This window comes from Chitinophaga sp. (genome assembly GCF_039596135.1).
In the GTDB taxonomy this organism is placed as follows: domain Bacteria; phylum Bacteroidota; class Bacteroidia; order Chitinophagales; family Chitinophagaceae; genus Chitinophaga.
In genome coordinates this window covers 19,386-38,768 of the sequence record NZ_JBCNKH010000009.1, presented here as the reverse complement: position 1 = coordinate 38,768, position 19,383 = coordinate 19,386, and the positions used below count along the sequence as shown (strand labels likewise).

The window sequence follows — 19,383 nt, the reverse complement described above, 5'->3', positions numbered from 1 at the left end:
CTACTCTCTATATCTCCTTATTAAATATCTCCAACGCCTCCTTATCCTCATACTCCACTATCAACTTCCTCAACCGCTCCTTCAAATCCTTCACCACCTTCGCATACTTCACATCCTTATACACATTCACCTTCTCCCCGGGGTCCTTCTTCAAATCAAACAACTCCCAACTCTCCACCCCCGTATAAAACCTCACCAACACAAAATCCTTCGCCCTTATCCCAAAATGCGGACTCACATGATGCGGCTGCGGATACTCATAATAATGATAATACACATCCTTCCTCCAATCCTTCGGCTCCTTCCCCTTCAACAAAGAAAAGAACGACCTCCCCTGTATATCCGCCGGCGCCTTAATCCCCGCCAGATCCAGAATAGTCGGTGCCCAATCCACATTAGACACAAATCCATCTACCTTCGTTCCCGGTTGAATCACCCCCGGATACTTCGCCAAAAACGCCGTCTTCAAAGACTGCTCATAAATAAACCGCTTATCAAACCATCCATGCTCTCCCAAATAGAACCCCTGGTCAGAAGCATAAATCACTACCGTATTCCTGCTCAGCCCCGTACTATCCAGGTAATCCAATATACGCCCGATATTCCTGTCCAAAGACTTAGCCGTCGCATAATAGTCCTTCAGATATCGCTGAAACTTCCACTTCACCAGTTCCTTTCCACTTAATTTCCGGGCATCAAAATCATCCGAAATCTTTCCATAATATTTCTCAAACGCTGCCGCCTGCTCATCATCCAGTCTGCTATACGACCTGTTCACATACTTCGCGGCCGGCGAATCCCCAGCCCCATCCTTCAAAGATTTTCCAAATTTCTGATGCACCTTCAAATCAAAATCCAGCCGCATCGTCTTATCTATCGTCATATCCTGATCCTTCGCAGCCAACCTCGTATCATAATTATCAAAGAAATCATCCGGCAATGGGAAATCAATATTATCATACGCCCCCAGGTCCTGCACATCCGGCAACCACTCCCTATGCGTTGCCTTCTCTCCTACCACCGCAAAAAATGGCTTACTCGTATCCCGCTGCTTTAACCAGTCAAAGAAGAACTCAGAAATCAAATTAGTCACATACCCCTTGTATTGAATCGTATCATTATGATTATTGATAAACTCAGGATTATAATACTGACCCTGCCCTGGCAAGATATTGAAGTAATCAAAACCAACTGGTAAACTTCCCAAATGAAGTTTCCCGATCCACGCCGTCTGATACTCGCCCTGCTGCAATAGAGTAGGAAAGTTAGTCTGATTCACATCGTACCGCTTCTCATTCAGCGTATACCCATTTTTATGACTGTACTTTCCCGTTAGCAAAGTTGCACGGCTGGGTCCACAAATAGAATTTGCCACAAAGTTGTTATTCAGCAATGCCCCTGCATTGGCTATCCTGTCTATATTCGGTGTCTGCACCAGCTTATTGCCATAAGCACTCGTGGCCTGGTAAGCATGGTCGTCAGACAGGATAAAGATGATGTTAGGTCTGTTTTGCGCCTGCATATACAACACTGTCGTCAGCAAGACGCAAAGAAGACCAAATGGGCGTAATAACATAATTGGGTAATTTAAAAGGTCGATGTTAATTAATAGTCTACTGGTCTGGTAGGACAAAGAAAGTAAATATATTCCCTGAATGAAAGTATTTAAGGGATTTTTTTTAACGGTATTTTAGAAAGATTCTTTAAATATCAGTAGATTTTTTGTTCAAAAATACCGGAAAAATCCCCCTCTCCGGGCTGATTATACCTTCATAACTTTGTTGTTATCACTCAAAAACATAAGTCGTATGGCAAGCCATCAGGTAATATGCATTAGTAGCCATCCTATTGAACACGGTTATTATGGGATTACTCATTTAGGAGGGTATGGTTGGAAATTGACAAAAATCCAGGTAATACAAGCTATAGAAAGCGGAGCGGAATCATTTTATACCCTTGTTGGAGGCAACAGGACAGAGATAGGGATAGTAAATGCTCCTGCTGGAAAGTATCTCAGAACATATGCAGATGATCAATGGAATGATAATTTATTAGAATTACCTGAATGTCTCTGATGAGCATGAACTTTATACACACCGAATCCCCAATATCCATATGTTATCAACAGACAAACCTTTTCGGAGGTATTATTATTCTCAAATTGGACGTTATTTAAGTCAACCTCAAAAAACTTCAAAACCTCCAATCAGCAAACATCCCATACACGGAAGTTATGGGGGACTATTGTTTGATGTCAGATGGAAAAATAAGAGACAGGAAATATTAGCCAGAGATAAATTTCAATGTATAATCTGTCATGCAGATAAAGACCTCCATGTACACCATCGTCAATATCATTACCTGAAAACAATTGAAAAGTATAAGGCTCCCTGGGATTATGATAACAGTTTGTTGATTACTCTTTGTACCAAATGTCATCAGAAAGGTCATAATATTTTTAAAATTCCAATAATTATTATTTAGTTATGAAGTTTTTTAGCAGAAAACCAGACCCCGTTCCTGTTAATGGATCTCCCGTTTTGGAGCAGGAAAGCTCCAATTTCCCCTCTCCTGAAATACCAGAACACATCTTTACGGAAAGTGTTAAAAATGAGGGGAGCCTTTCTGATAAAAGAACCACAGATCTGCAGGATAATATTAATATGCTATTTACATTCCTCGACAAAAACCTTGAAGTGCAGGGATATGATGATGCGATGATTAATCCTGATACAGTCAATCTCCAGGAGAATATTGCTGCAATAAAGAGTGAACTTTTACGTACCATTCGTAAGGTAAAGACATTTTATGAAAGTTTCATCCGAGAAATAAATTTCCATATTGAGAGCAGGGGGCGTAGTGGAATGGTAGATACCGTAGAAGAATTGAAAATGAAAAAGCAAATTGCGGAAGATCATATTAAAAAAGTAATTGAAATTGAAACAGACACAAAAAACAATGAAGGAGACAGCCAGGGACTGATACTAAGTTATACCCGCGGATTTAAGAATGGATTGGCAGCTATATCTCATCATAATATTATAAGAAAGGATTTTTAAATTATTTTTTATGAATAAATGGTGGCTCAGAACGGGGTGTTTCCTTACAGGGTATAATTATAATATTGTACGGACAAAAAGTGAAGTCGTAGCACAGACCGTCAAAAAGTATACATCTGCCTTGCTTATTGTATGCATTTTATGGGCATTTGTTGGTTATAATTTTACGCACAGGTATCTAAGGGGAGATACAGTGGCCTCAATAATTGGAGCTGTTGTACTCTTAATAATTGTCATTCAGATCGAACGACAAATCATAATGGGAACTGCAAAGAATAATTTACTGCTGGCATTCCGTTTTGTGATTGGTCTACTGATGGCGGGAATAGGTTCCCTGATCATTGATCAGATTATTTTTAAAGATGATATTGATTTGAGGAATATTAGTCTGATTGAGTCAAAAGTAAGTAGGGATTATCCGGCAAAGGCGGAAGAATTGAAGCAACAAATAGCCGAGACGGATTCGGCTATTCAGATGAAAGAAAGGCTGGTCAGGGAGTTGTTGATCGATATTAATAAACATCCCATGATTAATAGTATTACTACAGAAAAGTCGTTTGTACCCATGAATACTGTAAAAATGGATTCATCGGGAAACCAGGTAAGTACTATTAAAAATGCCCAGCAAACCACTGTTAGATCGGTTCCTGTTCCAAACCCTAATATTGAGATTCAAAAAGGAGTTAATCAGCAGATAGATGAATTGAGAAAGCAAAAACAGAAGCAGGATAATGCTTTGATTGAGTTAAGGAATACCTTGCTGCGGGAGTATAAATCAAAGACTGGTTTTTTGGATGAAATAGATGTAATGGTGTTAATTTTAAAGGAATCTACTTCAGCTCTTTTTATCTATATTTTATGGATTATTTTATTGTTGGGGCTCGAGCTGTTTATTGTAGCTAGTAAGTTTAAAGAAGAGAAGAATGACTATGATGAAACAATTGCTCACCAGATGGAATTACAAAAGAAGATGTTATTACTAATGAAGCAGGCTGGTGAGGCTAAGCAATAGGTAATAAGTATATTGTAGTATAAAAAGACTCAAAATAATAATATGCCTTATACATTTAACGATCATCGTCACCGGTATGCTATCTGGACTGCGGCAAGGGCTGTTCAACGAAACTTCAGTGTAAAAATAGAAGATATAAAGGTAGCCGTCGAAAATGCTAATCTGCGCGGTTATGTAGAAGGTTGTAGCAGTAGTAGCCGTAATGATTTTGACTTTTTTCAAAAAGCTTCTGCGGCCTCAATAATAGACACACTTGAAAATAAAAATATCCAGAATGCGAGTTATGGACGGGCATCAAAGATTATTGCTGTTTATTTGAAAACGGCTTTAGTTCTTTGTAATAATGCCGCCTGCCAGAAAAGTGAGGTGATTCATCCACCATTAGATAGAATTTTATTGCAAAAACTGTCTAAAGAGGTACATGGTTTACAAATGTTAGCAAAGTATAACTGGACAATGCTTGATTCCGATAATTATTGGAAAATAGTGGAATTAGTCAGAAGTAAGGTAGGATGGTTTAATTGGCGGGTAGAAGAATTCTGGGAGTTAGGTGTAGATGCAGATAAATAATTATTTACCACTACTAGAAAAGCTACATCGAAATGGAAATGATTGAAGCTGAATTTGCCGATCTGCTGAAAGAAGATATACAATTACCATCACGTTCTTCAACTTTTTTCGATATCGCAGGATTGACATATAGCGAAAAAGTATTCAGCAACCTGTATGCGTATTATTTAAATCCCATTGCCGACCATGGGCTACGGGATTTATTCCTGAATGCTTTGTGCGTTCTGGTTACTGAAAAAACGGCTCAACCCACATTGGAAAATACTATGTGGGCCATTGTACAAACAGAGGTATGCACAAATATGGGGAACTTCATCGATTTGGTTGTAATAGAGCCCTTGGAGGGAAGTTCGATCGCCGGTCATGCAATTATCATAGAAAATAAGATTAATGCATTATTATACAATGACCTGAAAGATTATTTTGACTATATAGATGTTCATGGCCGAAAAGTGGGGGTTGTACTTTCCTTACGGAAGGAGGTGCCTGCCCATCCAGGTTATGTTAATATTACACATAGTGAATTAATTGCAAAAGTAGAAGAAAAACTATCCAATATTTGGGGAGAGCTAAATGCGAGGCAGGTATTCTGGTTAAAAGAATTTATCACACATATACAATCTTTTTCTATGGTTGAAGATCTTACCAGCCAATATGCGTTTTACTTTCAATACGAAGAGAAGATACGTTCTATTAGTAGGTTAGAGCAGACTATTAAAGCTGATATGTTCACTCAATTGTCCGTAGCTTGTATAGAGCTCGGACTGAAATTAGGTGCTCCGTATCACTCCTCATTACGTTATTTCTTTTCGCAAACCTGCCCGGTTTGCTTTACAATCTGGATGCCAGAGGTTTTTACTTCCAGGCATCGATTAACAATAATAGTAGAGTTAAACAAGCAGGGTATGACATATCTGGAAAACATTAATGAAATTGATTTCACACCGGAAGAGATGAAACTCATCAAAGAAAAGACAAGAGTTCGGGGTACTTATTTACATTATGCTACACTTAGTTTCGATCTTATACCAAAAGAATTGCAACAGTTTTCCACCTGTGTATATCAGAAAATTTTGACAACTCCGTTGTATAATATTTTTAGAAAAATTGAAGATAAAATTTTACACATAACACAATCGCAGGTTCTACCATGAGAATAGGTTATTGGATGATGCAAATATAGTGATGATAAGATTCGTATCAGGATAAATATATTAGTATCTATTTGGTCGTGAAATATGAGACACCATTCTGTTTTCCTGAAACAAGTCCTATCCCCTGAAAAAATCATAAATTTCTAATTTTCCTGCAACCTTTTTCCCAAACCAGCGTCTCATGTATACATGTACCCTGGACGACCCACTATGCTTTCTGACGAAGTCATGATCCAAAAGATCCTGTCAGGAGACCGCTATGCCGCGTCGTTGTTGATCCGGGATACCGAAAAGCTGGTAACACATATCGTTTTTAAAATGATCACCGACCCGTCAGATCGAAAGGATCTTATGCAGGATATCTATTTAAAAACCTTCCGCTACCTGCCCCGGTTCCGTTTCCAATGCAAACTATCTACCTGGGTGGCCCAGATAAGTTATACCACCTGTTTCGATCATTTAAAAAACAAACGGGAACTCATCGATCTGCCTGTCGAAGACGAAGGCTATATCCCGGACGCCGGTCAGCAACTTGCTATAAAAGAAAAATCAGAGATACTGGAAAGTATTAGTGCCACCCTACCACCCGTCTATCGTACACTCATTACTTTATTTCACAAGGAAGAACTCAGTATAGACGAAATAATAAACATTACCGGCCTCCCTGCAGGTACGATTAAAAGTTATTTGTTCAGGGCGAGAAAAATGCTGAAAGAGCGATTACTTGATTATTATTCAAAGGAGGATTTATGAACAATGAGCATTTAAGTGAAGAACAATTGCAGGAATATGCAATGAATCCAGTGGCAAACGCACATGTACAAGTCTGTCACCATTGCCAGTTACAGATCAGGGCATATCAGCTGCTCTATAGCCATATCAAAGCCGAAGAGTTGCCTGCCCTGAATTTCAATACAGCAGCATTTATTCCTGCTCAGCTCCCGGATGTGAGGAAGGAATCCCGTAAGGAATCCCGGTATCTCTATAGCTTACTGGCCGGCGCATTTGCGTTATTGATGGCCACATTAATAGCCTGTTGGAGCACCATCAGCTGGCTCTTTTCAGGTATCGGTATAATCGGGATCGTATTAGTACTCTTAGTGGTGATCGCTATCCAGTTAATGGATTTTTATTACACAAATCGAAAACAAATTATGCACATGAAAAAACTAACATTCATAACCCTCCTAATGGCCTGTCCCGCCTTAGCACGCGCAGATTCTGAAGTCATAACATTGGTACAGGGTGTTGATATTCCTACTGTAATAGTCCGTACAGTCATCGTGGTATTGCTCTTTTTTATCGTAAGTAGCTTTTTATTAAAACTATTAAAAATACTACTGAATCATCGTCTTAAAAGCAAGATGATTACCATGGGGATTGTAGGGGCTGAAGCAGAAAGGATGCTGGAAAAAGGAACTGCCAGTAAGCATAGTGCAGTCAAATGGTTTTTTCTCCTGTTGTCTGCTGGTATTGGTTTTGCTGTGACCAGTCGGCTCCCTTCCGGGCCGTTGCCATTTGGCATATTAATTATCTGTATTTCTCTTGGTTTTGGAGCATATTATCTCTATTTAAAAAAACAAAAAGACCTTTCATGAAAAAGTATTTGTTGTATGCATCCGTTGCAGTGCTATTACTGGCTTGTAATAAAAAACAAAAACCACAGCCACCGCGAAAAATCAATTATGTTTTTTCATCTGTTGTAGACATTCCTGCATTGCCTGTTACTAGTGGACAAGGTTATTCCGGTACCTGCTGGAGTTTTGCGACCACTTCTTTTCTCGAAAGTGAGATCATTCGAATAAAAGGTGAGCAAATCAAATTGTCAGAAATGTATTTTGTACGTAGTGCCTATCTGGCAAAAGCGCAGAATTACATCCTGCGCCAGGGCACTTCCCGGTTTACTGAGGGCGGGCTTAGTCACGATCCTATCCTGAGTGCCGCAGAATACGGCCTGTTGCCGGAATCAGGTTATACAGGATTAATAAATGGCAACACAAACCACAACCATTCCAAAATGTTCGAAACACTGGAAAAGCGGGTGAAGCAATATGCCCAGCCATCAAACCAATTAGGTGCAGCATGGAGAACTCATGTGCCTGCGGTGTTAGATACCTTTATGGGGAAGGTGCCGGTGGATTTTCAATACGAAGGCAAGTCATACACACCGACCAGTTTTTTAACTTACACGCAATTACATCCCGAAGATTATCTAACCATTACATCATTCTCCCACGTACCTTTTTACAAGCCATTTATATTAAGTATCCCTGCCAACTGGGCAAATGGACAATTTTATAATCTTCCACTGGATGAATTTATGGCAAATATCGATCATGCACTGGATGCTGGTTTTTCGCTCTCCCTTGATCTGGATGGGACAGAACCCACATTTTTCGTAGAACAAGGCATCGGAGTCTTACCCGAAAATCCGGCGGACAATGATTCCATCCGGTATAATGTGCGCCCGGAAAAGAAAGTGACCCAGCAATTGCGACAGGGTGCATTTGAAACTTTCGCCACTTCCGATGATCATTTAATGCACATCGTGGGCAAAGCAAAAGACCAGTACGGTAATATTTACTATACATGTAAAAACTCGTGGGGGCCAACAGCAGGACAGCATGGGTTTATGTACCTGAGTGTTGCTTATATGAGAATGAAGGCTATTTCTGTGTTGCTTCATAAAGACGGGCTTATTGATTCAACGAGGAATAAAATTTAAAATCAACCATTATTATTTCACAAACCCAAAATCAGGGAAATATATATCTTCGCAAGATTGATTGAAAATATTTAAAGAAAATACCTGTACACTAGAATTAAAATATACCAACCCAATCTCTATTTTAAACCCATAACAACCCATATTCATTGAATTTATAACTCGAATAAATAACCATGAAGAAAATTCTACTAATGTTCAGCTTAGTGCTGTCCTGCTATGCCCCTATGCTCGCGCAAAGTATAACCGGTGAAGCAAACCCCTGCCCCAGCACCCCTAATATTTACAGGCTTATTATACCTTCGGTTTATGGAACCCCGTGGGTGTATTTCATGAACTTAGCAATGGTCGGAAAGGGGAATGGGCTTGCAATCTTGATCAACCTTATAGGTTGGTATTTAAACCTCATAATGAACCAATACCGACCAACAAGCATGGTCAGTACATTTGGATGGAGATCATAGGAATAGAAATTTTAGAAATAGTCAACTATCATAAAGAGAAATAAAATGGTAAAACAGAATCAATACTTTCCACAGTCAGTTCCTCATCCGGGAGAAACCTTAAGGGAAAAACTGGAGGAAATGATGATGGGGCCAAAAGAATTCGCGCTTCGCACTGGAAAGCCTGAAAAAACCATTATTGCCATCATCAAAGGTGATAGTTCTATTACCCCTGACATGGCTGTTCAATTTGAAAGCGTTACCAGGATACCCGCTAATTTTTGGATGAACCATCAGAGACATTATGATGAATTTCTTGCAAGAGAAAAAAGACAAATAGTTATTCAGTCAGCAATAGGATGGGCAAAGCAATTTCCATTGGCTGAAATGATAAGAAAAGAGTGGTTGCCCGCTGCAACCAGCATACAGGAAAAAACAATTGAGATGCTTTCTTTTTTTGGCTTCTCTAATCATACAGCATGGGAAGACTATTACTTTAACCAACAATTAAAAGTAGCTTTCCGTATTTCGCTTGCACAAACAATTGAACCTTATGCTATATCTGTATGGCTTCGCAAAGGTGAATTGCAGGCAATGGAATTACAGGCGAATGAGTATTCAGAAAAGAAGTTTAAAGATGCATTAAAGAAGTTAAAATCAATCAATGCAAATTCCACTGAAAAAAAAATTGACCAAATACAAAGAATTTGTCTGGAAGCAGGTGTTAAAGTAGTGTATACTCCTCGTATTAATAAAGCGCCTATAAGAGGAGCTACCAGGTGGCTAAATGATACTCCTTTCATTCAGTTAACAGAACAAAATAACGAAAGTTTTTGGTTTACCTTCTTTCACGAGGCAGGACATATTCTCTTACATGGGAAAAAGGATATCTTCCTGGAGAAAGTAGAATATTCCGACAAAGATCTCATCAAAGAGAGGGAGGCTGATGAATTTGCCCAAAAATGGATATAGCAGGAGCAAGTATCGAAACTGTTTGTAGACGATTTATCTGAAATTCTAGTTTCATTATAAGAAACTAATAAGAAAAATTTCAACAACCAAAATAAAACTAAACCGATTTCTGAAATACGAAAAGGCTTTTATAAAAAAAGAAGCTGTCTCATAAATAAATGAGGCAGCTTCTTTTAAAATGCTTTAAACTTGTCGTTATATTTTTAGTATGCCTAAATAAATGGATATGATAGGATACAGCATTTACTCTTTAGGAAAAGGCACTGAGGAACCGTAAAGAAACTTAGTTTTTATAATGGTAATCATGTACTTTCATTACATTACCATCCATATCTCTCACTACTTTCAACCGGCCTATTCCATCATACTCATAGTAAAAAATATGATTAGCAGGATCACACTGACTAGTCAACCCTACTAGTGGATTATACGTATTAGTAGTCATCTTCGCATCAGCAGGATAAAGCCTCAATTCGTCAATAGTAATACTCCCTGTAATGGTCACAGATGTAACACCTGACACCTTATGTTCAAAGTAATTCCATCCTCTTTTGCTGACAGTGGAAGTAGCTGTTGATCCATTCACTGTTGCAGAACCTGTTTTACTCCAATAAGAAATGATATATGTCTGAGAAGCTGTTAGCCCGCTTTTTGTAATATTGCCACTAATGGTCCAGGATTTAGCTCCTGTAATTCCCCCGGTAACACTGACACCTGTAGATGGTACGGTCCAGTTGCCTGTTCCTGCATCCTCAAACCCGCAATAAGCGACATCAGCAATAGTTGCATTATGTACAATTGCGATCGGACTGGTACGATTGTAATTCCAGATATATGCGGTATGGGCGTCATTGTAATTAGCCTGTTCCAACAGATTACCTGAACTATCATAATTAAATGCCTGCCACTGAGTAGTCATTGTTGCCGTTCCTTTCTGAAATTGACTGTATTCCTGCAGGATAGTATTGCCGGTAGGCCATACCCTATAGTCATTTCGGACACGTTCCACTAATGTGCCTGCTTTAAATTTATCAGTTTCCAGCAAAGTGTTTTTAACCTCTCTTTTTACCAGACTATCAATCGCCCTGGAAGAATTGGTAGTAGTACCTGAAAGAGATGACTTGTCCAAAGGATATTTGAGCACAGTTTTCAGTACGTTATTTTTACTGTCTGTTGTTTCCATACGTGTTAACTGGTAATGACCGGGTGTTTTATCATAGTAATAGTTTTCAGTCTGAACGATACTATTACCGTTATCATCGTATGTAGTTATTTTTTTAGACTGGATTTTATCAAACCCGGTAAGGCGATAAAATATTGGCAGTTGTACCTGATAATATTCAATAGGATTACCAGAGATCGTATATGTTTTGTAATCATCCTCGCCATAATGAAATCCTGGATATGTCCCTCCGGGGTTTACTTGCGGATCATAGAAATCTTCCGTTTCACTCGGAGTTATATGATAAGTCACTTTCCAGAAGCTGATAAAATCCGTATTAATTTCTCTGACGGTATCTTCATAACTATTCCCATTCAAATGAGGTGAGTAGAAGTTATAGGTATATTCCTCTTTAGCAATTGTAGCATTTCCCTTCAAATATTCTTTTGTCAATAATTTACCTCTTGACCATTCCTTCTGTTCATATTGCCATAGATCTGTACCACTATAAAACTCACTAAAGAGTGATGGACTAAAATCAAAACTATATCTTGTTTTCAAAGTATCACCCGCCTTACCAATTGCTTTCTCTGTCACGTATTTATACCCCGCATAAGAGCCGGAGGTAGATTCCAGCGGCAATTTGGATGTAGCCAGGAACTGCAGGCCATAGCCCGCATTACCAGAGGATTCCTGCTTATACATATACTTAATGTACTGTGGCATGGATAATACCTGTCCGGAAGTAACTTTCGTATTAGGATCAGCATAATCATACTGCTTCTGTAATGCTAAACTCCCATCCATATCATAGGTATTGATCTGTTTCACCCTGATACCTCCGATATTTAACTTATGCCCATTGGCATCCGGCTCTCTCCATTTGATCTGAAAAAATGTACTATGTGGTTGATTCAGTGCAGTACCACTCACATTTGAAAATATCTGCACCTGCATAAGATATTTCCCCGCAGACATTTTCACAAATTGGTTGGTGGAAGGTGTTCTTGTGCCTGAGCTACAGTCAACAGCCGTATGACTGGTTATTCTTCTCGAAATGCTACCATCATTATTGAGCAGATACAGATCAAAGTTTACATTGGCTGACATACAGCTGATATTAAGGCTTTTATCAATTGAAGTCTGACCGATGTTCGTAGAAGAAATAAAGTCCCAATCTAATGTAAAGAAACTACCTTCCGGTACTGTGAAATATTTCTTATAATAGCGTTCTCCTGCTATCGCAGTTGTAGAATCGGGAGCGGGCGTAAAATTATTTCTATCGTAACCAGATATGCTGATTGACATACTTTTCTCTGTGAAGTTGTCATCCTGGTATGTAGACTCAAGTTCCCATGGAATATTATTTTGCCCATATCCCTTAGCTATATTGTTTCCTTCATAAATATATTCAGTTTTGCCTCCTTCAGGGAAGGTGATGCTCTTCAGTGAAAAGACTTTACTGGTATCTCCTTTTACCCTTCGGTCTCCTCCTACAATGTAATCAGGAGCAATATTAGGGATGGTTGTCGTATTGGAATAAGCATTAAAAAATCCCCAATGATCCTGCGCTGCAGAAAATTTAGATGGCATTTGACTATAAGTATAGTAGTCAAACTTATAAGTATTGACCTTAGCTACATCACTACCATAAATATCCAGTGAATCAAGTTTCAATCGCTTATTGGCATAATCTGAAGTAGCTACAGGCCAGGTATAATTAACTGACTTGTATGCGTCTGCAGTGAAGTAACTATAATTAAAAACGATTGATTTTATTACTTTACCCTGATTGTCTGATACCACTATTTTACTCAAAGCTTTATTGGGCATATCTACCCTGGTCGTGGTATAAAAATCAATCTTACCGTCCCTGAATTTTATTTGCTTTAGGATATTTTCATGATAGTAACATGTGCCGGAGCTGATCACATAACCAGGAGAACTTATGCTTCTATATTTAGTAAAACTTTCATTTAAAACTTTATCGATTGTATAAGCAGGAAGTGTATCGTAAGAGAAGGTGATACTATCGTTATACTGATTTTCTATTTTGGTTGGCACCCAGCTATTATCTGCATAGGAATTGGGGCCGCCAATAGAGCTTTCTGTACCTCTTTTGAAGGTACCTTTTGTACCATCTGGTAACTGCAAAGTCCAGTAATCGATATTATATGTGCTTTTAAGTTGGTATTTAACCGTAAGATCTTCTTTTGGAAAGAGCACGAACTTTTTGTTGTTCTGATCGTACATGTATCTTCCGGAAAACCCAAGAAAGTTGTAATAAAATTCGTCAGGCATCAAATCATTCTGGATAAGTGCCGGATGCTTGGCATACCACATAAACATGCCTCTCTGTACCAGATATTGATCTTCTGCTGCATTGGGCAGGGCCAGATAGCGTTTAATAGTTGTATCCAGGAAAAAACATTTCTCATCAGCAATTCCGCCTCTTACAGTTCTTGATATTTGTCCTCCATAGTTAAGGCTCCAACCCAGTCCAACCCAGGTCGCATCCTGGTCTACACGTATACCACCGGCATGATAGTCTAGTGAGATAGGAACCGAAACCCCATTTATCGTGATTTCATATAATGGAATGCTGATAGCAGGGACACCTGTAAAGTAGGAGACAGGGGTTTCTATAAACCGGTTAAAAGCGACTACTTCGGGCGTCTTAGCATCAACGGTTGTCTTCATTGTTTGGGCTATCGTTAACAATGGGAACAGACAAATGACAGTGAGAATAAAAAAGCTACTAATTCTATTCATAACATAGGGATTGGTAGGTATAATTTAAAAGATAATATAATGACAGGATCTTAATCCTTGAAAGGAGCAGTTCAAAAGATGACAGGCGTTCATAAAACTGAACAGTTAATCTGTTCAGTTTTATGAAAAAAAAGTTACGACGGGTCTCTTGATAAATAATCCAGCTTGATGATTAAACTTCCTCTTCTTACCGGCTTGTCAGCAATTGGTATTAGCCTATCACCTTTCACGACAAACTCAAAAAGGTAGGGATAAGTGTATGTTTTTAGTATTAGCGTATCATGAATTAAATCCCATTTTCCAGTGGCACGATAGGTAGAATCCAGATTTGATGACGGGAATCTTTCATGAATAGTATAATTAAAACTCGAATCATTTTTTATTGTCAATTCCCACCTTTTATTCACTGACTCAACAAAAGAAGCTTCTTGTATTGACTTAGTATATACCCCCTCAATACCAGGTTGAAAGACATTTAATATTACAATTATTACCAAATATTTTACCATATTGTAATTTGTTTTTTTAGTTCCTGTATATTACTACACCTTTAGTAGGCAATACTATCTTACTCGCTGCATTGAATGCCCCGATAGGAGATTTGGACCGCATTGCTATCTCTCTATATTTTGTTGCTGTTTGCAAAAGCTGTAAAGCACTTTTTGACATAGGCAAGTAACTATAACGGCCAAACCGCTCTAGTTTATAAGATAATCGTTGGCCCCATTTTTTACCTAGTTCAGCTCTTATTCTATTCCCTCTTTCATCAGACCGATCAATATTTCCTAAATAGAGTTTAGTATATTCATTGTGAGTACGATTGTTAAATAAAAATGTATGCTCCATCTCATGCAATACTACCATTCCTATACCAACTGTCATCGGATCCAGGTCTGATGAAGTACCTTCTACAAGTCTTTCAATCTGATTTGGGTCGATAACTATATAATCAGTTTTGGGATCCACAATATTATAAACCCAATGTGGTAATGTCTGAGATCCACCTTTACGAAAATCGATATATATTTTACCTTCATCAAGTGTCTTTAATATATCCGCACGTGCCTCCATACTTATACCTATATTTGTTTTTATTCCATTATTTTGGATCCTATTATTTACAACACTCAAATCAAGTCCTGATATCCGGGACCATTGATCAATCAATGCCTGGATTAGGTCATCTCTGCGATAAGACCGACCATTTACCTCAACTACAGGTAATGTAAGCGTCCCTACTATAGCAGTATCACCCAACAAATCACTCAGCAACACCGGATTATTACCCATCCCTGTATATAAACTGGAACCTTCATTTGGCTTCGGATCTATCTCCATCCATTTCCCAATCTGCGGATCATAATTCCTATAAAACGCATCATACTGATTCAGTCCCAAATCGCGGTTTGACTCAATGCCATTAAACTTATACTTATTCTCTGCATAATTTAACCCTTTCAACGCATTATAAGAAATCGCCTCCATTGTCAAACCATATGGATAATAATGCGTCTCTTCCAATGCCGGCCCATTCAGCAGCAATACCTGTACATTATTAAAATAAACATTTTCAGTTGTTTCATTATCTGTATATACATACAGAAACCCAGTTTTCTGCATCACCATTTTATCCACTCCTAAATGCTGCACCGCATCCGGATTAGCGGCTATCCGCTTCAAACCACTATTCTGATTAACCATATTAAACTGATCGTCAAAAAGGACATAATTCAAATAAGCCTTCGGGCGATTAGGATCAGCATCCCCATTATCACTATTTATCAATTGACTATAATCATTGTTGTTCAGGCTGGTAGTCATAACTGAATTATCTGCTGCTGTCAGGCTATGTTCCCCACTGGTAGAACTGCTACCTGTAAGTGCCTGCAAAAATCCTGCTACTATTGAGGATACAGGAGAATTGCTCGTATTCCCAACAGATGCAGAAGATTTATAAAAGGCGTCTGCACCAATCTGAATCGTATCACCAGCCATTACCCGCAATACGATGGAAGGACCTATTTTATTGCCACCAGTGCTACCATTGGTTTTAGCTACATATTTGTTAGTAGTTGTTGACCCTGCCTGATTATACCCTGTTGGTGTTTCTACCCGGGTAGTTTCGATATTACTGAAGGTAGCAGTTTCTACGGCATTATTTTCTGTCTCCATCGTAGCTGCATATGCACTGGAATCAGGCTGATCAGTCAATACCATTCGGATACTACCCAGATGGTCTTTCTCAAAGTAATCAAAAGCATAGCTAACAGGCTTTCCGGTAATGTACAAAGGGCGGATCCGGCCCTCCTCATGTCCGATCGTAAGAAGACTGTCATTCTGATAAGTGAACCCTCCGGAATAATCTGTAACTGTTTTTACTGTCGTTCCACTACTATTATCAACTACTGTCTTACGAATTTTATTTCCCAAAGCATCATACTGATAGGTAATACTGCCTTTTTCCCTTACAGTTATAACATCAGGCAGATTCAAATGATTATAAGTGATGGAAGATATATTTCTATTCTCATCTGATGTCATATTGCCATTCAGGTTATAGGTGTAATCATTCCCTGAATTCGTACCGTTGATGAAGTCACCTAATGTCGTACTTGTCTTCGTATTTCCGTCTGCAACTGTCTTTAATTTATTGGAATTACCAACGTATTGATAGGTCAGGTTATCCATTGTCTCCCTGGAAAGACCATTCATACCCTGCTGTACCATCGTTTGTATGCCTCCATTTGCATCGTACGTCAGGTTGCTTACAGAGAAATCCATTTTAGCATTTCCCCAGTTTGCACCTGCTACATCCTGCTGTGAAAAGTCAGCGGCCGTTAAACGATTAGTTTTATCATAAGAATAACCATAAGAACGGGGAATACCATCTGAGCGCGTCTTCCACTTTTTACCGGCTATTGTACCATTATAGTAATTGGAGGTAAATCCATAATCATAACTCAGTTCTTCACCAAACCAATTTTTTGTGCTACCATCCATTCCCACATAATCCTTATTGATGCTATTTAACCAACCACGAGCATTGTACGTTAATAACATGGAGTCTATCGGCGTGCCGCCTGTTGGAATACCCAACCACTTCTTATTCACCCGATTCAGTTCATCATAACTATAAGAAGCAATAGTTCGTTCAAACCTTGAATCATCATTTAGTTTCTTTTTCACGCTGATTAATCTATCCCGATGATCATATGTCTGAGTGGTTAACAACGTAATTTCAGCAGTAATGCTTTTAGGGGCCTGATGCCGCATATAGTTTGCCAGCATATTGCCACCGAAGCTATACAAAAAGCTCGTTATATCCTTTCCGCCCACACTATTGCTGCTGATCACCTGTATAGGTCTGCTTTTATCATTGTAATAAGTAGTCGTCATGATCCATTGATCAGTACCCAACACCCGTACTTTCATTCCTGTGGGAAGGTCATTGGTGAGCGTACTGTAGCTACCTGAAAACGTTTCAGGATAGAGGCTGTCTGCTGCAGTCAGCTTTGCAAAATCATCCGTTCTAAATTTATATACACCCGGATAATTATAATTATCATAATACATATAAATCAACGGCGTTATTGAAGACATATTGATGCCAGGCAATGAATAGGTAGCCGTCATACTGGTAGTAGTTCCCGAAGCAGCTGATACTAATTCAGCTACAAACGATGTACTGGTAATGGATTCAAAGCCGGGCATAAAGTAGATCTCATCGGTTGCATTATAGTTTGCACTTCCATCATCAGCATATAAAGTCAACCCTTTTTCCACAGGTGCCTGGTAGGAAATAGACGAAGTAGCAGTAGCGGAATTCATAGCAGTCTGTAAAGCCTCTCTCGTTGTATTACTCTTATAAATACCCGTCATGATAGTACGATTCGTATTATCGTAAAATACGGTATACCATTCCATTGGTGACTTCGCCCGCTGTTCAGCATCCTGTGTAAAAACAAGCCGGTCACGAAGATCATATACTTTATATACCTCTCCATGCCCAGGTATTTCTTCGACTACCAATCGATTACGATCGTCATATACATAGCGGTAACACAACTCTTTAGCCACATCGCTCACCTTACTCCAGCTATTAATCATTGCATAATTGGTCGCAGCAGGAGGAATTACAAAGCCCACCTGGCTATTGTCATTATATACATAGTAAGTACATAACCAGCCTACATGTGCGGTATAGGTAGCAGATTGCAGTACTTTCTTAAGCACTACATTACTTTCTTTATCCCTGAATACAACTATCTGGTTTTGCTGTTCATCTGTGAATACTTCTTTGAATAATTGGCCGGCAGCATAGAAACCTGGACTTGTTGGAATACCTGTACCCATGTTCCATATCCGAACAGAGTCTGCCACGGTATTAACCATATGCCTGTTTTCAGTTGCACGGGTACTCCAGCTATTGCCGGCAGCATAATTTTTCACTACCCTGTTCAATGGGGAGGCTTCATATTCTATTGTTCTGTAAAAAATGCTTTCACCTGCCATACCGGGATTCAGGGTAGCATTTTTATAGAATGTTTCCTGGGCAGAAAATGGATTCGTTTTAAACTTACCATCATTGGTATTATCAGTCGTTTGGGCATATGGCATGTATATATATTGTTCACGCCCATAAGCATCATATACATAAGGTAACACCATGTCCCTGCCACCAAAAGAGGCGCCCTTTGTGACGGCCTGTTTTACACGTCCCAAACCGTCATAATAGGTAGTAGATTGTCTTATCTCTCTGATTGTCCGGGTCTTATTAACAACATTCGCCGTATCGCTGATAGGCATATTGGGTTCCCAGGTGGTAAGATAATTGGGTTGGTTAGCGTCCGCCGTAGCGCCAGGTTTACTGACCGGCGTAGCAGCCGGAAGCGTGGAACCATTAGGGTAATTATTCTGTGCTTTCACATAAAAAGGTGATATAATGACAGCACAGGATAGTATGGTATAGAGAAGTTTCATGCTACAATTAATTTTGTAATTTATCCAGTTAAGTGGGTATCCGGTAAAAATTATCTATTGGCAGATATAGACTATATTCCCGCCTATGGGAAGGACGATATATGGGGCATGTCTGTAAACAGTTTTGACCGAACAATTCCTCCATATCTGTTAATAAAGGCCATAATAGGCAATGATAGGTAACACAACTTAAAACTCATATAAAATTCGTCTTGTGGAAAGTTCACTATGTTAATTAGCCTCGAAGTCACCTGAACAATGCATTTTAATGGGCCGCATACAGCGTGGCGGGAGGCTCGTTGCAAATTTTATGTATAAACTTATCAGGGTAATTAAAGTATAGGTTTATAACTATTGGGCAACGCTTAAATACTAACTTGACAAAAGTAATAAAAGCTAAACTGAAGTAATAGGAATAATTTCAAAAAATAGCGTCCAATCATTAAAATAAAAAACTCATCCCTGGCATGAGCTTTTTATTTTAATGCAGGTTGGAACTAATTTCAAATTGGTTTTTTAGAAAATTTATCTAAT

13 protein-coding genes are annotated in these 19,383 nt (G+C 38.9%); 9 read left to right on the top strand and 4 right to left on the bottom strand.

The features are described 5' to 3' along the window. Positions 1 to 7: 7 nt before the first annotated feature. The gene (locus tag ABDW16_RS08705; RefSeq protein WP_343669089.1) at positions 8 to 1,576 is read right to left on the bottom strand and encodes a sulfatase; all 1,569 of its coding nucleotides are present in this window, start codon (positions 1,574 to 1,576) and stop codon (positions 8 to 10) included. A 232-nt stretch (positions 1,577 to 1,808) separates the two neighbouring features. Between ABDW16_RS08705 and ABDW16_RS08700 the strand changes: the two genes are divergently transcribed. The 9 genes from ABDW16_RS08700 to ABDW16_RS08660 all read left to right on the top strand — a co-directional run bounded on the left by ABDW16_RS08700 (position 1,809) and on the right by ABDW16_RS08660 (position 9,935). Next, a complete protein-coding gene (locus ABDW16_RS08700; protein WP_343669088.1) occupies positions 1,809 to 2,075 on the top strand; it encodes a DUF3892 domain-containing protein in 267 nt (88 codons plus the stop codon). Positions 2,076 to 2,540: 465 nt separating this feature from the next. Beyond that, complete coding sequence (locus ABDW16_RS08695) at positions 2,541 to 3,059, top strand: hypothetical protein (RefSeq protein WP_343669087.1); 519 nt, start codon at positions 2,541 to 2,543, stop codon at positions 3,057 to 3,059. Positions 3,060 to 3,069: 10 nt separating this feature from the next. Continuing rightward, positions 3,070 to 4,071, top strand: a complete 1,002-nt coding sequence (locus ABDW16_RS08690; protein ID WP_343669086.1) for a DUF4407 domain-containing protein — start codon at positions 3,070 to 3,072, stop codon at positions 4,069 to 4,071. 42 nt (positions 4,072 to 4,113) lie between these two features. Then, positions 4,114 to 4,641 carry a hypothetical protein gene (locus tag ABDW16_RS08685; protein ID WP_343669085.1) on the top strand — a complete coding sequence of 176 codons (528 nt, stop codon included), beginning with the start codon at positions 4,114 to 4,116 and terminating at the stop codon, positions 4,639 to 4,641. A 32-nt stretch (positions 4,642 to 4,673) separates the two neighbouring features. After that, positions 4,674 to 5,795, top strand: a complete 1,122-nt coding sequence (locus tag ABDW16_RS08680) for a PD-(D/E)XK nuclease family protein (RefSeq protein ID WP_343669083.1) — start codon at positions 4,674 to 4,676, stop codon at positions 5,793 to 5,795. A gap of 228 nt (positions 5,796 to 6,023) precedes the next feature. Further along, positions 6,024 to 6,548: a sigma-70 family RNA polymerase sigma factor gene (locus tag ABDW16_RS08675; protein ID WP_343669082.1), complete on the top strand. Its 525-nt coding sequence runs from the start codon at positions 6,024 to 6,026 to the stop codon at positions 6,546 to 6,548. Further along, positions 6,545 to 7,393, top strand: coding sequence for a hypothetical protein (locus ABDW16_RS08670; protein WP_343669081.1), 849 nt, complete (start codon positions 6,545 to 6,547; stop codon positions 7,391 to 7,393). The genes ABDW16_RS08675 and ABDW16_RS08670 overlap by 4 nt, the downstream gene beginning before the upstream one ends. After that, complete coding sequence (locus ABDW16_RS08665) at positions 7,390 to 8,520, top strand: C1 family peptidase (RefSeq protein ID WP_343669079.1); 1,131 nt, start codon at positions 7,390 to 7,392, stop codon at positions 8,518 to 8,520. The genes ABDW16_RS08670 and ABDW16_RS08665 overlap by 4 nt, the downstream gene beginning before the upstream one ends. A gap of 509 nt (positions 8,521 to 9,029) precedes the next feature. Then, entirely contained in the window at positions 9,030 to 9,935 is a 906-nt protein-coding gene (locus ABDW16_RS08660) for a HigA family addiction module antitoxin (RefSeq protein WP_343669078.1), read from the top strand. A 283-nt stretch (positions 9,936 to 10,218) separates the two neighbouring features. Here the strand turns inward: ABDW16_RS08660 and ABDW16_RS08655 are convergent, their stop codons facing one another. From ABDW16_RS08655 to ABDW16_RS08645, 3 genes are all read right to left on the bottom strand, one after another. Beyond that, entirely contained in the window at positions 10,219 to 13,797 is a 3,579-nt protein-coding gene (locus ABDW16_RS08655) for a hypothetical protein (protein WP_343669077.1), read from the bottom strand. Positions 13,798 to 14,003: 206 nt separating this feature from the next. After that, on the bottom strand, positions 14,004 to 14,378 hold the full coding sequence (locus tag ABDW16_RS08650; RefSeq protein WP_343669075.1) for a hypothetical protein: 375 nt from the start codon (positions 14,376 to 14,378) through the stop codon (positions 14,004 to 14,006). A 16-nt stretch (positions 14,379 to 14,394) separates the two neighbouring features. Next, a complete protein-coding gene (locus ABDW16_RS08645) occupies positions 14,395 to 18,849 on the bottom strand; it encodes a DUF6443 domain-containing protein (protein ID WP_343669073.1) in 4,455 nt (1,484 codons plus the stop codon). Between the last annotated feature and the right edge of the window lie 534 nt (positions 18,850 to 19,383).